Consider the following 20348-nt stretch of genomic DNA (forward strand, 5'->3'; position numbering starts at 1 on the left):
AAAGGCCCGCAGATTTTTTCCCTGCGGGCCCTTTTTTATGCTGTCAATCTGTCAGAATTAAGACAGAAAATAGCGATAGGCACGGGGATTTAGATAAATATAGCATCTACCGATAACCGAGAAATTAAACCAAATACTTTATCATGGGAAAAATCATTGGCATTGACTTAGGCACGACAAACTCCTGCGTTGCTGTAATGGAAGGTAACGAGCCCGTTGTTATCCCAAACAGCGAAGGACGTCGTACGACTCCTTCAGTCGTAGCCTTTATGGATAATGGTAATGGCGAGCGTAAAGTGGGAGATCCTGCCAAACGTCAGGCTATTACGAACCCTACGAATACTATTCAGTCAATCAAGCGTTTCATGGGTAAACGTTTTACGGAAGTACAAAACGAAATGAAAACCATTTCGTATGTCGTAGAACAAGGCCCTAACAATACTCCTCGTGTACGGATTGGTGACCGTCTGTATACGCCTCAGGAAATTTCAGCTCAGATTCTGACGAAAATGAAGCAGACGGCTGAAGATTATCTGGGGCAAACCGTAACGGAAGCCGTTATTACAGTACCTGCGTACTTTAACGATGCCGAGCGTCAGGCTACGAAAGAAGCCGGACAAATCGCTGGTCTGGACGTAAAACGGATCATTAACGAGCCTACGGCTGCTGCTCTGGCCTTTGGTCTGGATAAAAAACATGACATGAAAATTGCCGTGTTTGACTTAGGTGGTGGTACGTTCGATATTTCGATTCTGGAACTGGGTGATGGCGTATTCGAAGTAAAATCAACCGACGGTGATACGCACTTAGGTGGTGATGACTTCGACCAAGTGATCATCGACTGGCTGGCCAACGAATTCAAAGCAGACGAAGGTGTAGACCTGCGTCAGGATCCGATGGCTCTGCAACGTTTGAAAGAAGCCGCTGAAAAAGCGAAAGTAGAACTTTCTTCTTCCAGCCAAACGGAAATCAACCTGCCGTACATCTTCCCGGTAAACGGTATGCCCAAGCACTTGGTGCGTACGCTGACGCGGGCGAAGTTCGAACAATTGGCGGATAGCCTGTTCGTACGGATGATGGAACCCGTTCGCAAAGCGATGAAGAACGCCAACATCAGCACTTCCGAAATCGACGAAGTGATTCTGGTAGGTGGTTCGACGCGGATTCCGAAAGTACAGGAAGAAGTAGAGAAATTCTTCGGTAAGAAACCTTCGAAAAATATCAACCCTGATGAAGCCGTAGCCATTGGTGCTGCCGTACAAGGGGGCGTATTGACGGGTGAAGTGAAAGACGTACTGCTGCTGGACGTTATTCCTTTGTCACTGGGTATCGAAACCATGGGTGGTGTGTTCACGAAACTGATCGATGCGAACACCACGATTCCTACGAAAAAATCTGAAACGTTCTCAACGGCGTCGGATAATCAGCCTTCGGTTGAAATTCACGTATTGCAGGGCGAGCGTCCGATGGCCGGTCAAAACCGTACCCTGGGTCGTTTCCACCTGAGCGATATTCCGCCCGCACCCCGTGGTATTCCTCAAATCGAGGTAACTTTCGACGTGGATGCGAACGGTATCCTGAACGTATCTGCTAAAGATAAGGCTACGAACAAAGAGCAGAAGATTCGGATCGAAGCTTCCAGCGGTTTGAGCGACGCCGAAATCCAACGGATGCGTGACGAAGCCAAAGCGAACGAAGCCAACGATAAGGCTGAACGTGAAAAAATCGAGAAGCTGAACCAAGCCGATTCACTAATTTTCCAAACGGAACGTCAACTGAAAGAGTACGGTGATAAACTGTCAGAAGGCAATAAATCAGCCATAGAAACGGCCGTTGCTGCTCTGCGTACGGCTCACCAAAGCCAGGACGTTGCGGCTATCGATGCTGCTTCCGAACAACTGAACAATGCTTGGGCGGCCGCTTCTACTGAAATGTACAATGCTGCTAATGCCGGTGGTGGTGCTCAGCCGAATGGTTACCCCGGTGGTGATGCTACCGACGGTCAGGCTGGCGGTTCTGCTGGTAACGATAAAGATGTTCAGGATGTGAACTTCGAAGAAGTGAAGTAATTCTTTCTGAATACGTACAGTAAAAGTCCCTAATCAATTGCGAAATTGGTTAGGGACTTTTTATTTGCCACGGTATCTGTATGCCCCAAGCTTTCTTCCACTGTTAACCATCCAACTATGCTTATCGAAAACTGTACGCTCGACGACTATTTTATCATCATTCGGGACATCGTTGCGTTTTGGGGAAGCGAACGTACGCTATCTTTCCATCATCCCATTTACATTCACGAATTTGGGAATACAGCTTTTGTCATTCGGGAAGAACAAAAACCCGTAGCGTATCTCTTCGGTTTTCTCTCCCAGACGGATCAGTCAGGATACGTCCATCTCGTTGGGATTCGCGAAAGTCACCAGAAAAAAGGGCTTGGTACGCTCCTGTACCAGCATTTTATCAACTATTGCCAAGCGAAAGGCCGTACGCATGTAAGAGCCATTACGACGCCGGAGAATACGAAATCAATTGCCTTCCACCATTATAAAATGGGAATGAAAATGATCGGTGAGCTGGGCGATTATGATGTACCCGTCGTTAAAAATTACGCGGGGGAGGGACAGGATCGGGTCATGTTCATCAAAGAAATCTGACGGACGTTTGTAACAAAAAGCCTTCTCTGAGTAATCAGAGAAGGCTTTTTGTATTGGGTAAAACGCAATAATTATTTCGGCATGAGTACGGCACTAATCACGTGTACTACACCATTTTTCTGAGCCTGATCAGGAAATTCGACGACTGCCTGATGGCCTTTTTCATCGGCTACTACAAACTGATCGCCTGATTTTGTTACCGTCAGGTTCTGACCCGTTAAGGTGCGGAGTACGGTTTTCCCTTTGCCCTTATTCACGGCGTTTTGGAGGTCGTTAGCCGTCCACTTGCCGGTTACGACGTGATGAAGCAAGGTTTTACGTAAGGTCGTCACGTTACCAGCCGAAACGAATTGAGCCGCGTCAGGAACGGCAGAAAATGCTGAGTCGGTAGGAGCAAAAACCGTGAAGGGACCGCTGGAGGCTAGGGTATTGCTAACGCCGGTTTGTTTCAACGCGGCGGTAAAAGTCTTTAAGCCCGGTGATTGAACGGCATTTTCCACAATCATTTTCTGGGCACTCATGATAATTTGACCTTTTTTAGCCGCATCTACGGGAGCTGTTTCCTGAGCGAAGGTCTGGGTGGCGGTGAGCAGACCAGCGGCTAAGACTGACAAAAGAATCGCTTTCATATTCCTATATTTTTAAGGGGTGATCGTTATTATGGGTTTCGTTGATTCTAGTGCAAGTTTAGGTATTTATCGATGCGATGCCATAAATGTCGTGTTAAAAATTACTAACAAACGTTCTCCGGTTCCCCTAAGATATGGGCTGATTCCCAGCCGATCAAAGCCGCTTTTCGACTCGCTCCCCAGTGGTAGTCACCAATCAGGCCCGTGGAGCGAATGACGCGGTGACAGGGAATGAGGTACGCAATCGGATTTTGCCCAATCGCCGTTCCTACGGCCCGACAGGCCGAAGGCTGCTCAATGGCCTGCGAAATACCCGCATAGGTACTCAGTCGTCCCGGAGGAATCTGTAAAAGAGCCTGCCATACTTTGAGCTGGAAATCCGTACCCTTCAGATGTAACTTCAACTGGGGTAAATTCGTAGGCGAAGCTTCAAACCGCAGCAACACGGCCCGATGAAAGCCAGTAGGTAGAAGCTCCAGCTGAGCGTGGGGAAAGCGAAGCTGTAGAGTGGCTTTACCTTCTTCCTCACTGGTAATAAACGCCACATGGCAAACGCCTTTTTCGGTGGAAGCCATGCAAATCGGTCCGAAAGGGGTAGAACCAAAGCTGTACTGAATTTGCAGGTACTGTCCGCCGTTTTTGTATTCGCCGGGCGTCATGCCTTCGATAGTAACGAATAAATCATGCAGACGGCTGGTACTGGAAAGGCCGGTTTCGAAACTGGTATCGGCCAGGGAGTGTCCTTGAGCTAGTAAGCTCTTGGCATGTTCGAGACTGATGTACTGCAAAAACTTCTTGGGACTCACCCCCGCCCAGTCTTTAAACAAGCGTTGAAAATGGTACGGACTCAGGTGTACATGCTCAGCCACCGCGTCCAGCGAAGGCTGTTGCTGAAAGTGCGTATTCAGGTACTGAATCGCTTTTTCAATACGTTGATAGTCGTTCATGAACCAAAAATACCGCCTTCATTGCAAGCCCGTAACCCGAAACTTGCGGACTTAGGGCCAAAGTACGGCGTCAGTTACGTGTACGATTCCGTTGCTAACGGCATAGTCCGTGGTTTCAAGCTTGGCCTCATGTCCGGTTTTATCCGTTACCAACCACTGGTCGCCGTTCTTGGATACGTAGATGTATTCGCCCGCGAGGGTTCGCAATTCCACGCGTTGAATACCCCGGTCTAAAGCTTCCTGGAAGTTTTTGGTTTGCCAAACGCCTGTAACGATGTGATAGGCCAGCACTTTTCGCAGGCGGTTCATCTGATCGGGTTGCAACAGGGCAGTAGCTTCCGGCGACTTGTGAAAGGCGGAGTCCGTGGGAGCAAAGACCGTAAACGGTCCAGAGTTCTGGAGGGTGTTTACAAACCCGGTCTCTTTGAGAGCTTTGGTAAGAATACTATGTTCCTGCGAACGGGCGGCATGCTGGGCGATATTTACGCGTCCGCCGCTGGCCGGAGCCGCAGGAGAAGTCGGTTGAGATGGGGTAGAGGTACGGCTGGGGCCCTGGCTACTTACACAGCCGGTAGCCCAGAGAGTGAGTAAAGCAAAGCAGATTTTTTTCATGATGGGGATATAGGAATAAGAATCCGGCAGGTATTCGCTCCTGCCGGATTCCGGGGTTATTCCGCAGCTTGTTCAACCCGCTCAAAGGGTTGTTCGGGTGAATCGTTGGCTGGTACGTTCGAATCATTTTCAAACGCCGCCACCGCCTCCGATAACGGACGCAACTGATCCATCTTCTGGTTGTCCACGTCGTAGGGAACCACTTCAAGAATGGGCGTAAGGGACACGTCCGTAATTTCGTAATCTTCTACGCGACCCAACGCATCTTCCACCCGATCGTAGGCCTGTTTGATGGAGTCGGCGTTGATGAGAAAGGAGGCCGAGGACTTCTTTTCTTTCTTCGCTTTTTCGTCAAAAGTCGTAATCAGAATTTTGACTTTAAACCACTTTAATTCAGAGCCTTCTACATGGAAAACTTCCTGAACTTTCATGGGCGACAGGCTGGTTACCCGGAAATCGGGAGCGTTGTCACCTAACAAATCATACAAGCGGGCTTCGGCATCTGTAAACGATACGGCGTCGAGTAAATACGCCTCCGTAACGGTTTGAAACTTCCCTGCATCAATTTCCTTTGTAAATCGGATCTTTCCTAAAAACCACGTAGCCATGTAAAAATATAAAGTGTAAACGGATGATGGAGCAATTTACAAGATCACTCCTATATGCAACGAAGGATCGACGAAAGAAATTCTCTTCCATCGACCCTTCGAAAATGTAGTGACAAACTAGTATGAAAACAAATGCCTACTTCGTCTGATCAACCGTATCTACAATGTGAATAATGCCATTATCGGAATTCTGGTCGGGCATGATCACGCGGGAGGTGCTCCCGGCTTCGTCAGTAATCAATAGGACGTTTTCTGATAAAGCTGCCGTCAGGGTGCCGCCACCCAGGGTTTTGAATGTGGCTTTGCCCTGGCCTTTTTCAATGGCTTCGCGAATCGATTGAGCGGTATACTTTCCCGTCAGGACGTGGTTGGAGAGTAACTTGATCAACTTGGGTTTATTTTCGCTTTTCAGGAGTTCATCCAGCGAAGGAACCTTTGCAAAAGCCTTGTCCGTAGGTGCGAATATGGTAAAAGGACCGTTGGCACGTAACGTTTGTGACAAACCGCTCTGATTGAGAGCGTTGGTGAACGTGGCGTAATCGGCTGTACTGCTCAAGTTCGCGATCAGATCCTTACGAGAATCATTGACGGAAGTTTGAGCGTAGCTGGCCGTAATACCCAGAGCGAATACAAACAGGAGCGTTTTCATAAGCTATATGTTGGTTGAATATCCGCAATAGCCTAAAAAATAAGGCCACCTGGGCCGCTGGAATGAAAATGGTAGCGGGCCAGGGGCAACTCAATCCCTATGTTAAAAATTGCTTACACTGCCGAATACTGCTATTCGCTTCCCGAAGGACACCGCTTTCCCATGGAAAAATACGAACTCATTCCCCAACAACTGTTGCGGGAAGGCGTCGTTCGGGAGGACTCCTTTTTTCAACCCCAGCCCCTCGATCCGCACTGGATTCTTCGAACGCATACGCAAACGTACTGGGATGATCTTCGGAACCTCCGTTTATCCGATAAAATGGTACGGCGGATTGGATTCCCCTTAACGGAGGCCTTAGTACACCGCGAAATCGTCATTGCTCAGGGTACGATCGACTGCTGCCGGTACGCTCAGCAATACGGCATAGCTATGAACATTGCCGGCGGTACCCATCACGCCTACGCGGACAAGGGCGAAGGATTCTGTATCCTCAACGACGTAGCCATTGCCGCGAATTATCTACTGGATGAAGGACAGCGGAAGAAAATTCTGGTGATCGATCTGGACGTACACCAGGGGAATGGAACCGCCTGCATTTTCGAAAACGAACCCCGCGTGTTTACGTTTTCGATGCACGGGAAGGACAACTATCCGCTACATAAGGAGAAGTCGGATCTGGACATCGCACTGCCTTCTTACCTGACTGATGAACCGTATTTGCATCAACTCTACGAAACGCTGCCCGGCTTACTGGAACGGGAAAAGCCCGACTTTCTCTTTTTCATTGCCGGAGTCGACGTGCTGGAAACGGACAAACTCGGCAAGCTGAAGATGACCAAAGAAGGCTGCCGCCGTCGCGACCAGTTTGTTTTCGAACAGGCTCAACGCTACCGTTTGCCGCTCGCGGTGGTCATGGGCGGGGGCTACTCGCATCGGCTCGCCGATATTGTCGAAGCTCATTGCAACACGTTCCGACTGGCGGAAGAGATGTACTTCTAACGTTTGTCCGAAATGAGTCGTAACGTCTTTTGCTGGTTCAGTTCCTCTTCCATCCGAAGCAGCCGTTTTTCGGTTTCGTGTTTGGCCGCCAGCGTCGAATCATTGCTAACGATGGCATTGTTTAACTGCGTACGTATGGCCTTTTGGGAGGTCCACTGTACGAGATTGCCTAAAATGGAAAGCAGGAGTAGTCCAGAGAGAATGCCGGCAGAAGTCCGTTTGGCCGGCCGGGGTCGGTACCTAAGTCCGTTCAAGTAAAATGCCATACTTACATAGTTTATACAGTCGTGCAAATAGAACGAACTGAAAATCTGTGCTTTATAGAAATATAAATCGTATGGGGCTAGGAATGCGGTCCAGGGCAAGAATATTGCTGCCAAGGTATCTCTGCATCCTTTCACTTCGTACTTTCTTCAGGTCCCAACCGGTAAAGACCGTTCACCCTTGTACGGTGAAGTGAAAGCATAAGCGGGTCAAAAGTAATGGATTACTGGAAAAGATGCATTATACGCTTGTTGTAAAATACTTAGAGTAGGTCCGGAAGACCTACTCTAAGTACCGTTAATGTAAGCTGATTGTGAGTAGATTGTTGCCGTAAAGCCAGAATGGAGACATCAACGTTTCGACAAAAAGCTTTTACGCTAGGCTCTACGTTTGTACGATTTTTCGAGCAGGCAAAGAGGTAAGGGAAGTCTAACCATATTCCCAATCCTAACGGATTTAAGACCTATCGCTTTTCTACACTCCAGTTACTTCTTGGCTAGAGTATCCGCTAGGTGGAGGGTGAAGCTGAATTGTTCCACGACAAACTCAAACATCAAATCTTTGATGTGGATGTACTAGGCGAAGAGTGCTTAGAGATGGGTCATAAACTCAATTTAGGAAATTACTGCCTAATAATTGTGAGTGAAATTTTATGGTGATAATATGCCTGATCAAATGTTAGAGTAGTTGTTGCGGTGTTAGGATATGGAAGTATTGCCAGCGATATTTTTGTGCCTGCTGTAGCGTATATAAACGCACGACCCCGAACTTTTGGGTTTCCTGGGTTAGAGGTTTGAACGGAATTTGGTACTATTCCATTAGGTTGTCCATTATTATCTGAAGTGATGAGATGTACCTGGTATTGATTGCCGTCAACAATAATTGGAGTGACATCATACTCTATACTATAAGTACCCGGTTTATATAAGGGTATTTCAGTCCACAGACCACTTAGATAGGGAGATGAGTTGTTAACCTGCAACAGTAGAGGTGCTGAAACTCCTGGATTAGCTGTAACCACATTATTCAAAGCGAGATAGCCGGTTGCAAAAATGTATCCATCAGGTTTTGCATCCAGGGGTTTCAACATTTTTACCCAACCTTCACGATCAAAGACGTAGAAACCTGCCTCTCCATCGATCTGATAGATAACCATGCCTGGTATAGCCGGTTTTCCACCCATCTCACCAGGACGATTAGCCTGAGTCACCCTGGGGATTAATAAGGCTTTGTCATCTGAGGTAATATCAAGGGCAGCACCTGCATGTGGGGTTGACGTACCTATACCCATTTGGGCGGAAGCTGATAGAACAGAAATCAGAAAAAAGAGAGGAGTAAACAGTTTGTACATTAGTGGTGTAGTTAAAAATGAACCTATAATTCTGAATTCGTGGTAATGCTGAAAGAAAAGCGAAAAGCTACTGATTCATTTAAACGCTGAATGATCAGAATCCTTTAAGGTTGAATTTGATTTCAAATCCTTCCTAAAACCAAGGATGTATTAATTAGAGAGTAGCGTACGTGGTTTGAAAAAATAGAGGAAAGCTCTAGAGTAGCAGCTTTTTTGAAAGAATAGAATTTTGATACTGATCTGGGTGGGGAGGCCAAGCGATGCTAGCCTCAAATAAAGGATGCTCACAAAAAGGATATGCATACCGATAATACAGTAAAGATGGGGGTGAAGTACGAGAGGTTAATGGCTTAATCAGTTGACCTTCTAGAAGCTTAACTATACTGTCTATAATTCAAATAGTGGACAACACTTTTCTTAGGTCTCGAATATACGTTAAGATTCGTAACTTTTTGCGTATAGCCCAAAGGGGTGGGTTTCTTTAACGGGTTAAAGCCTTTTCGAAGAGCTTTAAGGTATGAATGATCCAGAAGAGTAACTAGACAGATACAAGCCGATAAAGAAAGAATGTTTCTACAAGATTACTTGAAACATTACAAAAATGGCCCTACCAGATCAGAGAACAGACAATCCCCAAACATACGAAAAACCGTATATCAAGCAGACGACTCTGGGGAGGATACCGAACGGCGATGATTTGTAAAACGAATCCGGAAGGTACGCCAATGAGCACCGTAACGAGGAACATTTCACGAGAGGATACGAGGTCGGTCCAGGGATAGCAGTACCAACGAACCATACCGCCTAACGCAAACCCGGCTATAGCGGAAACCAGGTAAGGCATATACTTCATGAGGGTAAAAGAGGTTACTGATCAAAAAGACTACGCTGGAGCCGACGGTATGGGCCCCAGCGTGTCTGCATTTCCCCCATTACAAACCATCTAACCGGATGAGAAAACTGGTTTGCTTTGCAAGGACAAATGAACGGGCCAATACTTAAGCACACGTGAAGCAATCCTTAAAATCTACTGAAAATTGGGTTTATGCTGGGGAATGACCAGGTGGAAGGTCACATTTCCCTCCTGCGAATGTACTTCAATCGTACCATTATGCAATTTCACAATACGATCTACGAGCGATAACCCAATGCCATACCCAGAAGTACGCACCGATTTCTGACTGCGATAGAAAGGCTGGAAAATCAGACCTAGTTCTTCCTGAGCAATATTCGAACGGTTGCTAAAGACCAGCTCCAGTTGCGTTGCACTGGGCAGTACCTTCACAAAAACCGTATGATCGATGGAAAACTTACAGCCATTTTCCATTAGATTGATCGCCGCTACTTTCAATAGATACGCATTGCCGTTTAAGGTTAAAACGGAATCTTCTTCAATGTCAACCGGAAACTCTACCTTGATGGTATACGACTGATGAGTCGAACGGAGCAGATCACGAGCATCCCACAGTACTTCATCAATGCGTACGGGAGCCGTTAGGAAGGGCTGATTCTGATCGGAAACTTTAGCCAGTTCGAGTAGGGTATTGGAGAGCTGACTCAGGTCGCGGGCGTCCGCCAAGACGGAAGAAGCCGTCTGGCGGTACTCTTCGGTACTACGTTCCCGGAGTAATACTACTTCCAGTTGCGAGATAATCTTGGTAAGCGGATTTTTAAGCTCGTGCGAGACATTTGAAATGAACATATTCTGCAAACGAAACGCCTGTTCCACCCGGTCAAGCAGGGCATTGAACGTGAAAGTAAGCCGCCCGATTTCGTCCTTTTCGTTTTGCGTGTTCACCCGCCTGCTCAGGTTCTGCGGATAAATTCGTTGTACTTCATTGATGACGTCCGATATGGGTACCAGAGCCCGTCCTGCAAAAAACCAGCCCACTACTGCTACCAGCAAAATACAGGCAACGTAGGCATAGAGCATAATCCGCAGGAGCGAACGCATACTCACCTGATCGGCTACGTCGGCGGCTCCGGCTACGCTTACCATACGTTCGCCGTCGCTGGTGTAATAGAGTCCGTAGAGTTTATACTCGCCCTGATCGATCCGCAGTTCTTTATTCAGTCGGATGCGGTTCAGGATATTTCGGTCCAGATCGAAGCGAATGGTATCATTATTGGCATGGTAGATGTCATTTCGATAGGTGTACAGAATGACATTTTCCTTGTACAACAGGTCGTAATTCGACTGGTCGATGAGCTTGAGAATCTCGGAGTTTACCTCATTCTGGTTAACCAGCAACTCGACTGTACTCAGGGCTTTCTGACGGAGCCGTTTATAGAACTGTTCCTGCAGGGAGTACTCCCGGAAGTAGTAAATGGCCGCAAACGCCAGCAAAACAATCACCGAAACCAGCAGGGTGAATTGAATGGTTAGACGAGTACGAATTTGCATGGAAAGCTAATGAATCAATATTTGGAAAGAGGAGAAAGTGGGCAGGAACATCAGCTAATCTTCCACCTTAAGTACGTAGCCCATCCCGTATTGGGTGTGGATTAGACGGGTCGTGAAATCTTTGTCCACTTTTTTGCGTAACAGGTTGATATATACTTCAATCACGTTCGTTCCCGTATCGAAATTAACATCCCACACTTTTTCGGCAATTTCGGCTTTCGAAAGCACTTTGCCCTGATTCCGTAACATAAATTCCAGCAGGGCGAATTCACGGGCGGTAAGTTCAATTTTCTTCTCGCCGCGGATTACCGTTTTCGAATCCAGATTCATTTCCAGATCCGTATACCGCAGAATATTGGAAGCGATGGGCATGGAGCCGTTCCAGCGGCGGGTCAGTACGCGGATACGGGCCAGCAGTTCGGCAAATTCAAAGGGCTTAACCAGGTAATCGTCGGCACCAGCATCGAAGCCCATCAGCTTTTCGTCAATACCACCCAAGGCCGTCAGTAGCAAAACGGGCGTTTCCACACCTTCACTCCGAAGCTCACGGGTCAGTTCCACGCCATTCAGGCCCGGCATGATAATATCCGAAACGATCAGATCGTAGGGATTTCGCTTGGCCAGATGTTTACCAATCAGACCATCGTAAGCAATATCTACTTCAAAACCATTTTCTTCCAGACCCTGTCTGATGGACTGGACGGTTTTCGGCTCGTCTTCGATGATCAATAGTTTCATAAGTCGTCTATCTTGATAGGCTCCGGCCCGTTTCCGCTAACAAAGCGAAAGGTACGGGCCAGGAGTCAAAAAACCTCGGCCATTAAACCGTAGCAAAGCGGTAAAAGATGCCCAGCGGTAACTTTTTATGGAATGAATCGGGTAGGTATAGTTCCCCGAACTCCGGATTTTCGGTTTTCTCGAAAATTCGCAGAATCAGACTTTCGGCAATCAGGGCCGAAAAACTCAGGGAGTAGAGATTGATCAGAAAGAAGTGCTGTTGTGGGTTCAGTAATTGCTTACAAAGTTTGAGTAACTCGTTGATCTGTTCTTCCAATACCCACTTCTCGCCGTCGGGACCGCGACCGTAGGCGGGCGGGTCCAGAATGATGCCATGATAGGTGTTGCCCCGACGAACTTCCCGCTTCACGAACTTCATGGCGTCTTCCACCATCCAGCGGATATTTTCCAGATTGCTGAGTTCCATGTTTTCCCGCGACCAGCTAATGACCTGTTTTACCGAATCCACGTGCGTCACGTCAGCTCCGGCGGCCCGGGCTGCCAGCGAGGCCACACCCGTGTAGGCAAACAGGTTAAGGACTTTGGGTTTCTCTACGCCGAGTGCCCTGGTTTTCTGGTAGATGAATTCCCAGTTAGCGGCCTGCTCCGGAAACAGACCTACGTGTTTGAAGGAAGAGAGAGCCAGCTTATAGGTAAGCTTCTGCGAACCCAGGGGGTAGGTGCCCGTCCAGCGGTCGGGCATCCCCTGCTTCGTCAGCCATTCGCCGCGTTCGGAGTTGCCTTTTTCGCGTTTGAAGTACGCCTGGGCTTTGCTTTCCCATTCGGCATCCGACAGGGTTTTATCCCAGATGGCCTGCGGTTCGGGGCGGGCCAGTACGTAGGCACCAAAGCGTTCTAATTTCTCGAAACCTCCGCAGTCAATCAGTTCGTAATCAGACCAGGGGGTGGGCGTCAGTAATTTCATAAAGGTATTGTTTAGACAAGTTTTTTTGCTTGCCTTCAGTCTTTCAGGTTTAATCACACGTTCGTACAAGTTACCGAGCGTGCGGTTCGTTCATCGATGAACGTCTTACTTCTAAGGACTAACATAGGGCTACTATTCCTGAGAGAAGTTGATCGTTCATAGATAGGAAAAGGACTGATGAGGGGAATCATCAGTCCTTTCGTATCGTATTCGAACAAAATTAATACGCTACTTTATTGAGATAAAACACGTTCCGACGGCCTTCGGCATCGTTGGTGATGCGTTGGAAACCCCAGGCCAGGAAGTAGTTATCGTACCAGTAATCCAGATTATCGGTCGAGTTGCGACGAACCCGGTCCCCATTGTTGCTCGTGGCAATCGCCTGAGCTGTACCGTCTTCGAGCACCATACCGCCTTTGATACTTTTCGAGCGGAGGCTGCCTTTGTCACTGTACACCAGCGTTACCTGATCATTCTGGAGATTTACTTTTACCTTTTCCTTCAGGGACAGGGTTTTTACCTTGTCAATTTCAAAGCTGTTGTCCCAGACCAATGCTCCCTGCTGGTTGATACCTGCCACCACGGCGTGGGTATACTGCCAGCCATCAAACATCTGGGAACCGTTGTTATAGAAACCACGATTGCCGAAGTAGAAGGGATTCAGACTATACATCCCCCAACCCCAGCCGGGATAAAAACCGCCCATCGGACCGCCCCAGGGCCCACCACCGTAACCCCAGGCGTTGCCATTATTACGGAAGGTAGCCTGGAAGGCTTCAGCAACCAGAATCAACTGTCCATCCTTCTGAATCAGATCGTGTAACAGTAATTGGGTATTCAGTTTCAGGTCGCTGCCTTTTTCCTTCTTGCGTTGAACCTGACGCTCACGACGCTCCTGATCGCGGGGACTCAGGTAGGAGAAGAAGTTTTTGAAATCCGTGAAGCTGTAATACTTCAGGGGCAGAATTTCGTTATCGGTTACCTTACAGATGTAAATCCCCTGTACCATTCGGCCCTTCGTCTGCGACTGCATATTCCGGAAGCCATAGGTGCCAATCATCAGATTCGTACCATCGGCCAGCGGACTCAGGCGGCCATCGAGCAGGGCGTAATCTTCATCGGGGGTTACCACAATCTCCGAAAGCTGTTTTCCAGCATCATCAAAGGATTTCACCACAATGGAATACTCCCGGTTTTTCCGAACGGCGTAGGTGACGTTCACACGGTTGGTTACCGAATCTACGTCAATGGTCTGTACTTCGGCCTGACCTTTGAAGGAGGCATTCAGCAGTCGATTCTGACGCGTTTGCAGGTTCGTGTACGATAAGATGGGTTGCTCCCGAACCACACCGGCAATATAGACGCCGTCGTGGAAGGCTTTAAACTGGGAAATTTCCATTTTATCCACCGAATGAATTTCAAATTTTTCGGTGAAACCCGGACCCACGTATACCTTGATGATTTCGTACACATTACTCTTGTTCCGACTAAAAAGCAGATATACGCTTTTGCCGTCGTATGAATACGTGACGTATTCCAGGCCATCCGTAATCGTGCCATCTACCGACCAGCTACGATCCAGATTGGTATCAAACCGATCGATGTGATACGAGTTTCGGCCCGTTTGGGTGAGCAGCATCACGCCTTCCTGACCCACGGGTATCGTGAAAATATTGGCGGTAGACGTGGGAATGGGGATTTCAAGTCGCTTCTGTTGAGCGAATAGAGTAAAAGAGCCCAATATGAGGGCAAGGACAATAAGGGGGCTACGCATGTTCATGGCCTAATCCAACGATGATATCAAATTCTTCGGGCCGGACGGGGGAAACCGATAAGCGTGACTGACGGATCAGGGCAATGTTTTGCAGGCGGGTATCGGCTTTGATGGTTTCCAGCGTGACGCTTCGGGGAAGCTTCTCGACGGGCTCCAGATCCACGACTACCCAGCGGTCATCCTCCGTGGTGGGGTCGGGATACGCCTCACGTACCACTTTAGCAATGCCTACAATTTCTTTTCCTTCGTTTGAATGATAAAATAACACCAAATCTCCGACTGCCATCGCCTTCAGGTTATTACGAGCCTGAAAGTTTCGTACACCATCCCAGACGCCTCGCTTTTCTTTAACGAAATCATTCCAGGAATATTTAAAAGGTTCGGATTTGACGAGCCAAAAATTCATGAATTTTACAATTGGGGGAATTAGCCGCAAAAAGGCAAGCCCGATCGCTCGTTACAGGACCTTCAGAATGAGGGCATCCTTGGCGAGAATCAGTACTTCGTAGCGTAATACCGTAGGGATTCGCTGACCCGCTTCCGTGTAGTTAAGGGTCAGTTCTTTCACGGAATTACCGTTCATTACTACCGTATAGCTGCCTTTGTACGGGGTAAGCTTGTTGTTTTTAATAACCGAAACCTGTACGTCATTTTCACTGAAAGTAAACGTCTGACGGTCTTTGGTAGTCGGGAACTTGTAAGCGGCATTGCGATAAATCAGGCGGCCTTCGGTATCTTCTTCGTCGGAGTGTTTCCAGGTTTGATGCAGATAACTCAGTTCATCCCGATCCTGTGGATCACTCGTATCCCGACAACTGCCCAAAAGAGTCACAAGAGCCGTAAACAGCAAAATGGATTTCAGATAGTTCATACGTTCAGTTTTCAGTGGTTAGTTTTCTGTTTTCAGTATTACTTACCAGTTAGCATAAGAGCAGATTTATGGCCGTGCCAACATCGATTCAGTCATAGATACGTAATAAAGTAGTACCAGAGCATGTACTGAAAACAGAAAACTGTCAACCGTAAACTATTAAGGGAACTGCGGGAATTTCCGGAAATCGGGTTTGCGTCTTTCCAGGAACGAACGCTGCCCTTCCTTGGCTTCGTCGCTGAGGTAGTACAGCAGGGTGGCGTTACCGGCCAGCTCCTGAATACCCGCCTGTCCGTCCAGGTCGGCGTTGAACGAAGACTTGAGCATCCGCAGAGCGATGGGGCTGTTTGCCAGAATCTTACGGCACCATTCTACCGTTGTTTCTTCCAGTTTTTCGATGGGTACCACCTTATTAACCAGACCCATGGACAGAGCATCCTGAGCGTCATACTGATCACAGAGGTACCAGATTTCACGGGCTTTTTTCTGACCCACGATCCGGGCCAGGTAGCTGGCACCGAAACCACCGTCGAAGCTTCCCACTTTCGGTCCCGTTTGGCCAAACCGGGCGTTTTCCGCCGCAATACTCAGGTCACAGATTACGTGCAGGACGTGTCCGCCACCGATGGCCCATCCGGCTACCATTGCAATGACGGGTTTAGGAATCGAACGAATCTGACGCTGTAAATCCAGGACGTTCAAACGGGGAACGGAATCTTCGCCCACGTAGCCACCGTGACCACGTACCGACTGGTCGCCGCCCGAGCAGAATGCCCGACCGCCTTCACCCGTCAGAATGATTACGCCGACCCGCGTATCCTGACGGGCCAGTTCCATCGCTTCAATCATTTCATTGACCGTCAGGGGCGTAAAGGCATTATGTACCTCTGGACGGTTGATCGAAATCATCGCGATTCCTTCGTAGTACAAATAGCGGATTTCGCGGTATTCTTTAATCGGTTCCCAGGGCAGTTGCCAGGAAAGGATCGGAGCAGTTTTCGGATTATTACTCATTACTTCGTGATTTTCAAGATGAAGTCTTTACGCAGCGACTAAATTTCAACGCGTTCTTCGTCGCCTTCGTCGTTATAAAACAGTACATCCCAGGTGTGATCGTACAGCATCGTTACCTGAGCTACGTAGCGGTTATATTTAAAGGAACGCCCCCATTCGTGCGGAGCCACCAGCGAGAGCAGGTCTGAGCCATCCGCTTTTTCGTACAGATACATGGTCTGACCAATGAAGGGCTCAAAGTTAATCGCCGCTGTATAGACCCGTTCTGAAACTTCCACCCGCTTCTGAATGGCCTTGGCCTGATCCAGCAGGGTTTTCATTTGCCCGGCAAGCTGATCGTACTGCTTGCCCGTCTGCTGCCGCATGGCGGTCAGAGCTTTAGCTTTGATTTTACCTTCGTCTTCGGGACGAATGACGGCACTGCCCGCGTTATGGGCGTAGGGAAGGAGACCGGGATTTTCGGCTACCTTGTCTGGGTTAATGGGGTTTTCGAACGCCCCTGCTTCCGTGTTTTCCGGCATAGTACCGATGGTTTTTAGTAGAAAAACGCCCAAAAATACGGATTGTTTGGCAGGAAATGGGAAAGGAGAGACAGGAATCGAAAGGAAGCAGGCAAAGAAGCCCGTAATAGGAAGCGTAAAAATTTAGCTAGTGCGTGGAATATCAATTGAAAAGCCCTGAAAAGTTAGGGAGTTCGTTCTTTCACGACCCGGCGGGATGGGCGGGGAGCCTTACATTCACCGTTCTGTACGGTCAGATTATGGTCATAAAATTCAAGAGCCCGGTGCAGCGTTCGTTGATTAACGGCGACGAGGTACGGCTGTTTTCCCGGCGTTTGTACCAGCCGGGCATCCAGTTTGTAAATGGTTCCTTCCGGAAACTGACGCAGTAAACGCAGCGGACAACGGACGGACAAATCGCCCGGAACCCGTTGATTGGTAATGGTTTTCAGCCGGGGCCGATTCCGGCGGGAATCGAAAACCACTTGAGCAAACAGGTCAATAAAAAACGGCGTTCGTCAGCGGGTAAGAAAGATAATTGCATGGGTTACGCGTAATAAATCATTGCAAATATACGTCGTAACTGCCCTGAAATCAACTCTTTGGCTGGATTTGCCCGCAGTTTTTATCAAAGCGGGGTGGGCTAGTTTTCTTGGGTAAATGAGTTAAAGGGAACGAAGGGAATCACTGGATTGCGTATCTTTGGGTTTGATTTTCGTTTTACTATTTAGAGCAGAATATTATGCAATTGATTGACGGCAAAGCTGTTGCCTCCCATTTCAAGGCCCAGATCGCCGAAGAAGTACAACAATTGAAAGCTCAATCCGGCAAAACGCCCCATCTGGTGGCGATTTTGGTGGGCAGTAATGGAGCTTCCGAAACCTACGTCGCTCACAAAGTCAAAGCCTGTGCAGAACTGGGGTTTGAGTCGACGCTGGTTCGGTTTGACGAATCGGTAACGGAAGCCGAACTGCTTGATAAAGTCCGCGAAATCAACGAAAATCCGGACATGGACGGTCTGATCGTCCAGCTACCTCTGCCAGCTCACATCAATCCTGATGCCGTGATGGAAACGATTCATCCGGCAAAAGATGTGGACGGTTTTCACCCCATCAATATCGGCCGCATGGCCAAAGGCCTGCCCGCCTATATTTCAGCTACGCCTCAGGGTTGCCTGATGCTGCTGGAACATTACGGCATCGAAACGGCGGGTAAACATTGCGTCGTCGTGGGCCGCAGCCAGATTGTAGGTTTACCGATGAGCATTCTGATGCAACGCAATACGTATCCGGGTAACTGTACCGTAACGATCACGCACTCCAAAACCAAAAATCTGGCCGAAATCTGCCGTCAGGCGGATATTCTGGTAGGGGCTCTGGGTCGCCCGGAATTCATTACGGCGGATATGGTAAAAGAAGGAGCCGTAGTACTGGACGTAGGCCTCGAACGCGTACCGGATGCCAGCAAAAAATCGGGTTTCTCGCTGAAGGGAGACGTTAAATTTGATGAAGTGGCTCCCAAGACCAGCTTTATCACGCCCGTACCCGGTGGCGTTGGTCAAATGACCATTATTTCACTGATGCAAAACACGCTTTTGGCAGCCAAAGGCAGCATTTATAAAAAGTAATGTTCGTTTGCGGGCTTCCAACCGATTCATTTGAATCACCACGGAAGTCCGCAAATGATTAGGTATTCTTCACCCAACTCCGTATCTAATTTTTCATGGCCTCCAATTCGTTGCGGCAGGTTCCTGTATTGACCTTGTTGCTGGTGGCTGGTTTAGTGGCCTTTTCGTATGTACCCGAGAGGGTTTGGAGCGATATAAATCTGAAACCAGTTCGATTGTTTTCGTCTATTCAGGAAGATACGAAGCCCTCGCCACCTTTGTCTCTTGCTAAAAAAACGCCCTCGGCAAAAACTGCACCGAAGGCTGAAGAGCCCGTGGCCGTACAGAAACATCAGTTACCCTGTCCAGCCGGCATTACCTGTATTGAGGATTACGACAGTACGGGACAGGGACTCAAGCAGATTATGAAAGCCCTGAGTGAAGAGGCTCAGACCAGACCCGTACGCATTGCCTTTTTCGGCGATTCCTTTATTGAGGGTGATATGTTATGCGGCGATTTTCGGGATACGCTACAAGCTTTATTCGGCGGGCGGGGCGTGGGCTACGTACCCCTCACGTCGCCCGTAGCCAATTTTCGGGCGACCATCCGCCATCAGTTCCGGAATTTCAAAACGTATTCTGTACTACAAAAGCAGCAGGGAAGTCCCGCCCTGGGTGTAGCTGGATACAGCTTTATTCCGGAGGGAAACAACGTCGTAAATTACAGTACCGGACGGCCCTTTGGGGCAAGTCACTTCGATCGCGTGCGGGTCTTTTATCAGGCGGATCGGAGCAGTGCTCTGCGGTACACCTTCGGGTCACAACCGGAGCAGGCGGATACCCTGACAGCCCACTCCAGGCTGACCGAGCATGACGTGGCGGCAGCGGGGAGTCAGGTTCGGTTTTCGTTCGGTAGCGGCCTGACCCTGTACGGCTTAAGCTTCGAGTCGGATCACGGCGTGTATGTAGACAATTTCAGTATTCGGGGAAATTCGGGTTGGGGTTTGCTGGGGGTGTCGGAATCGATGTACCAGCAGTTTAACAGCCTGCAGCATTACAAACTCGTCATTCTGCAATATGGCTTAAATGTCATTCAGCCGAATACGACGCAACTGGGCTGGTACGTTCCCAAAATGATGGCGGCCATCGAACGAATCAAAAAAGGTTTTCCGGAAGCCAGCATTTTAATCATCGGTGTATCGGACCGGAGCATGCGACAGGCGGACTCCTACGTTTCTTTTCCCAGTATCCCGTACCTGATCGAAGCCCAACGCGGCATGTCCCGCAAAACGGGCGTAACCTTTTGGAACCTCTGGGAAGCTATGGGTGGGGAAGGCTCAATGGTCAAGTACGTAAATGCGGGGCTGGCCAATAAAGATTACACGCACCTGAAATACGCCGGTGGCCGCAAGATTGCCCGTTTGCTGGCCAAAGCCCTCTTGTTTGAAAAGAAAAAATATGATCAGAATCTTACGACTGAGCCTGCTGCTATGCGTACTGCTGCCCAACGCTCAGGCTCAGACAGCTCTCGTCAACGTATTGTCTCCCAGCATCGAGACCTCCGGAACCAACGCGATCCAGCAGGTCGAAAGCCTGAATCCGTTTTTTGATGCTCTGGCGGAGTTAAAGGCAAAGCAGCAGGGCGTTGTCAATATTCTGCACATTGGCGATTCCCACCTGCAGGCTGATTTCCTGACCAATACCGTTCGGAAACAGTTTCAGTACGAGTTTGGGAATGCCGGACGGGGCCTGGTTGTGCCC

Annotated in this window: 22 protein-coding genes; 5 read left to right on the forward strand and 17 right to left on the reverse strand. The window is 48.7% G+C overall.

Translation table 11 applies throughout. From position 1 onward, the window contains the following. Positions 1-143 precede the first annotated feature (143 nt). Complete coding sequence (gene dnaK, locus BWI93_RS26820; RefSeq protein ID WP_094817010.1) at positions 144-2069, forward strand: molecular chaperone DnaK; 1926 nt, start codon at positions 144-146, stop codon at positions 2067-2069. Between the two features lie 117 nt (positions 2070-2186). Next, positions 2187-2654 (forward strand): GNAT family N-acetyltransferase, encoded by a 468-nt coding sequence (locus BWI93_RS26825; protein WP_094817011.1) that lies wholly within the window; start codon positions 2187-2189, stop codon positions 2652-2654. Positions 2655-2725: 71 nt separating this feature from the next. On the opposite strand, the gene BWI93_RS26830 is transcribed toward BWI93_RS26825, so the two are convergent. The 5 genes from BWI93_RS26830 to BWI93_RS26850 form a co-directional block, all read right to left on the reverse strand. Then, positions 2726-3283, reverse strand: coding sequence for a fasciclin domain-containing protein (locus BWI93_RS26830; protein ID WP_094817012.1), 558 nt, complete (start codon positions 3281-3283; stop codon positions 2726-2728). 104 nt (positions 3284-3387) lie between these two features. Continuing rightward, positions 3388-4230 (reverse strand): bifunctional transcriptional activator/DNA repair enzyme AdaA, encoded by an 843-nt coding sequence (locus tag BWI93_RS26835; protein ID WP_094817013.1) that lies wholly within the window; start codon positions 4228-4230, stop codon positions 3388-3390. Between the two features lie 51 nt (positions 4231-4281). Further along, positions 4282-4842 carry a fasciclin domain-containing protein gene (locus tag BWI93_RS26840; RefSeq protein ID WP_094817014.1) on the reverse strand — a complete coding sequence of 187 codons (561 nt, stop codon included), beginning with the start codon at positions 4840-4842 and terminating at the stop codon, positions 4282-4284. Positions 4843-4898: 56 nt separating this feature from the next. After that, positions 4899-5450, reverse strand: coding sequence for a DUF4494 domain-containing protein (locus BWI93_RS26845; protein ID WP_094817015.1), 552 nt, complete (start codon positions 5448-5450; stop codon positions 4899-4901). Positions 5451-5586: 136 nt separating this feature from the next. After that, entirely contained in the window at positions 5587-6099 is a 513-nt protein-coding gene (locus BWI93_RS26850; protein ID WP_094817016.1) for a fasciclin domain-containing protein, read from the reverse strand. A 99-nt stretch (positions 6100-6198) separates the two neighbouring features. On the opposite strand from BWI93_RS26850, the gene BWI93_RS26855 reads away from it, so the two are divergent. Further along, entirely contained in the window at positions 6199-7101 is a 903-nt protein-coding gene (locus BWI93_RS26855; RefSeq protein WP_094817017.1) for a histone deacetylase, read from the forward strand. Here BWI93_RS26855 and BWI93_RS26860 read toward each other — a convergent pair. From BWI93_RS26860 to BWI93_RS26915, 12 genes are all read right to left on the reverse strand, one after another. After that, entirely contained in the window at positions 7098-7367 is a 270-nt protein-coding gene (locus tag BWI93_RS26860) for a hypothetical protein (RefSeq protein ID WP_094817018.1), read from the reverse strand. The two genes, BWI93_RS26855 and BWI93_RS26860, sit on opposite strands and share 4 nt — an antisense overlap. A 620-nt stretch (positions 7368-7987) precedes the next feature. Further along, the gene (locus BWI93_RS26865; RefSeq protein ID WP_094817019.1) at positions 7988-8716 is read right to left on the reverse strand and encodes a hypothetical protein; all 729 of its coding nucleotides are present in this window, start codon (positions 8714-8716) and stop codon (positions 7988-7990) included. Positions 8717-9323: 607 nt separating this feature from the next. Beyond that, positions 9324-9569, reverse strand: a complete 246-nt coding sequence (locus tag BWI93_RS26870; RefSeq protein WP_094817020.1) for a hypothetical protein — start codon at positions 9567-9569, stop codon at positions 9324-9326. A gap of 174 nt (positions 9570-9743) precedes the next feature. Next, positions 9744-11120, reverse strand: coding sequence for an ATP-binding protein (locus BWI93_RS26875; protein ID WP_094817021.1), 1377 nt, complete (start codon positions 11118-11120; stop codon positions 9744-9746). Positions 11121-11174: 54 nt separating this feature from the next. Continuing rightward, positions 11175-11858, reverse strand: coding sequence for a response regulator (locus tag BWI93_RS26880; RefSeq protein ID WP_094817022.1), 684 nt, complete (start codon positions 11856-11858; stop codon positions 11175-11177). An 82-nt stretch (positions 11859-11940) separates the two neighbouring features. Further along, positions 11941-12822 carry a class I SAM-dependent methyltransferase gene (locus BWI93_RS26885; RefSeq protein WP_094817023.1) on the reverse strand — a complete coding sequence of 294 codons (882 nt, stop codon included), beginning with the start codon at positions 12820-12822 and terminating at the stop codon, positions 11941-11943. Between the two features lie 220 nt (positions 12823-13042). Next, positions 13043-14596 carry a hypothetical protein gene (locus tag BWI93_RS26890; protein ID WP_141217615.1) on the reverse strand — a complete coding sequence of 518 codons (1554 nt, stop codon included), beginning with the start codon at positions 14594-14596 and terminating at the stop codon, positions 13043-13045. Next, positions 14589-15002 (reverse strand): EVE domain-containing protein, encoded by a 414-nt coding sequence (locus BWI93_RS26895; protein ID WP_094817025.1) that lies wholly within the window; start codon positions 15000-15002, stop codon positions 14589-14591. The genes BWI93_RS26890 and BWI93_RS26895 overlap by 8 nt, the downstream gene beginning before the upstream one ends. Before the next feature lie 51 nt (positions 15003-15053). Continuing rightward, positions 15054-15467, reverse strand: coding sequence for a hypothetical protein (locus BWI93_RS26900; RefSeq protein WP_094817026.1), 414 nt, complete (start codon positions 15465-15467; stop codon positions 15054-15056). 159 nt (positions 15468-15626) lie between these two features. Beyond that, the gene (menB, locus tag BWI93_RS26905; protein WP_094817027.1) at positions 15627-16481 is read right to left on the reverse strand and encodes a 1,4-dihydroxy-2-naphthoyl-CoA synthase; all 855 of its coding nucleotides are present in this window, start codon (positions 16479-16481) and stop codon (positions 15627-15629) included. A gap of 38 nt (positions 16482-16519) precedes the next feature. Beyond that, positions 16520-17002, reverse strand: coding sequence for a DUF2452 domain-containing protein (locus tag BWI93_RS26910; RefSeq protein ID WP_094817028.1), 483 nt, complete (start codon positions 17000-17002; stop codon positions 16520-16522). Between the two features lie 164 nt (positions 17003-17166). Further along, positions 17167-17466: a hypothetical protein gene (locus tag BWI93_RS26915; protein WP_255158089.1), complete on the reverse strand. Its 300-nt coding sequence runs from the start codon at positions 17464-17466 to the stop codon at positions 17167-17169. Between the two features lie 257 nt (positions 17467-17723). On the opposite strand from BWI93_RS26915, the gene BWI93_RS26920 reads away from it, so the two are divergent. Both BWI93_RS26920 and BWI93_RS27565 read left to right on the forward strand, forming a co-directional pair. Then, positions 17724-18608, forward strand: a complete 885-nt coding sequence (locus BWI93_RS26920; protein ID WP_094817030.1) for a bifunctional 5,10-methylenetetrahydrofolate dehydrogenase/5,10-methenyltetrahydrofolate cyclohydrolase — start codon at positions 17724-17726, stop codon at positions 18606-18608. A gap of 95 nt (positions 18609-18703) precedes the next feature. After that, complete coding sequence (locus tag BWI93_RS27565) at positions 18704-20197, forward strand: hypothetical protein (RefSeq protein WP_141217616.1); 1494 nt, start codon at positions 18704-18706, stop codon at positions 20195-20197. The last annotated feature ends 151 nt before the right edge of the window (positions 20198-20348 follow it).

The sequence above is a fragment of the Siphonobacter sp. BAB-5385 genome (assembly GCF_002261125.1).
Lineage (GTDB): Bacteria > Bacteroidota > Bacteroidia > Cytophagales > Spirosomataceae > Siphonobacter.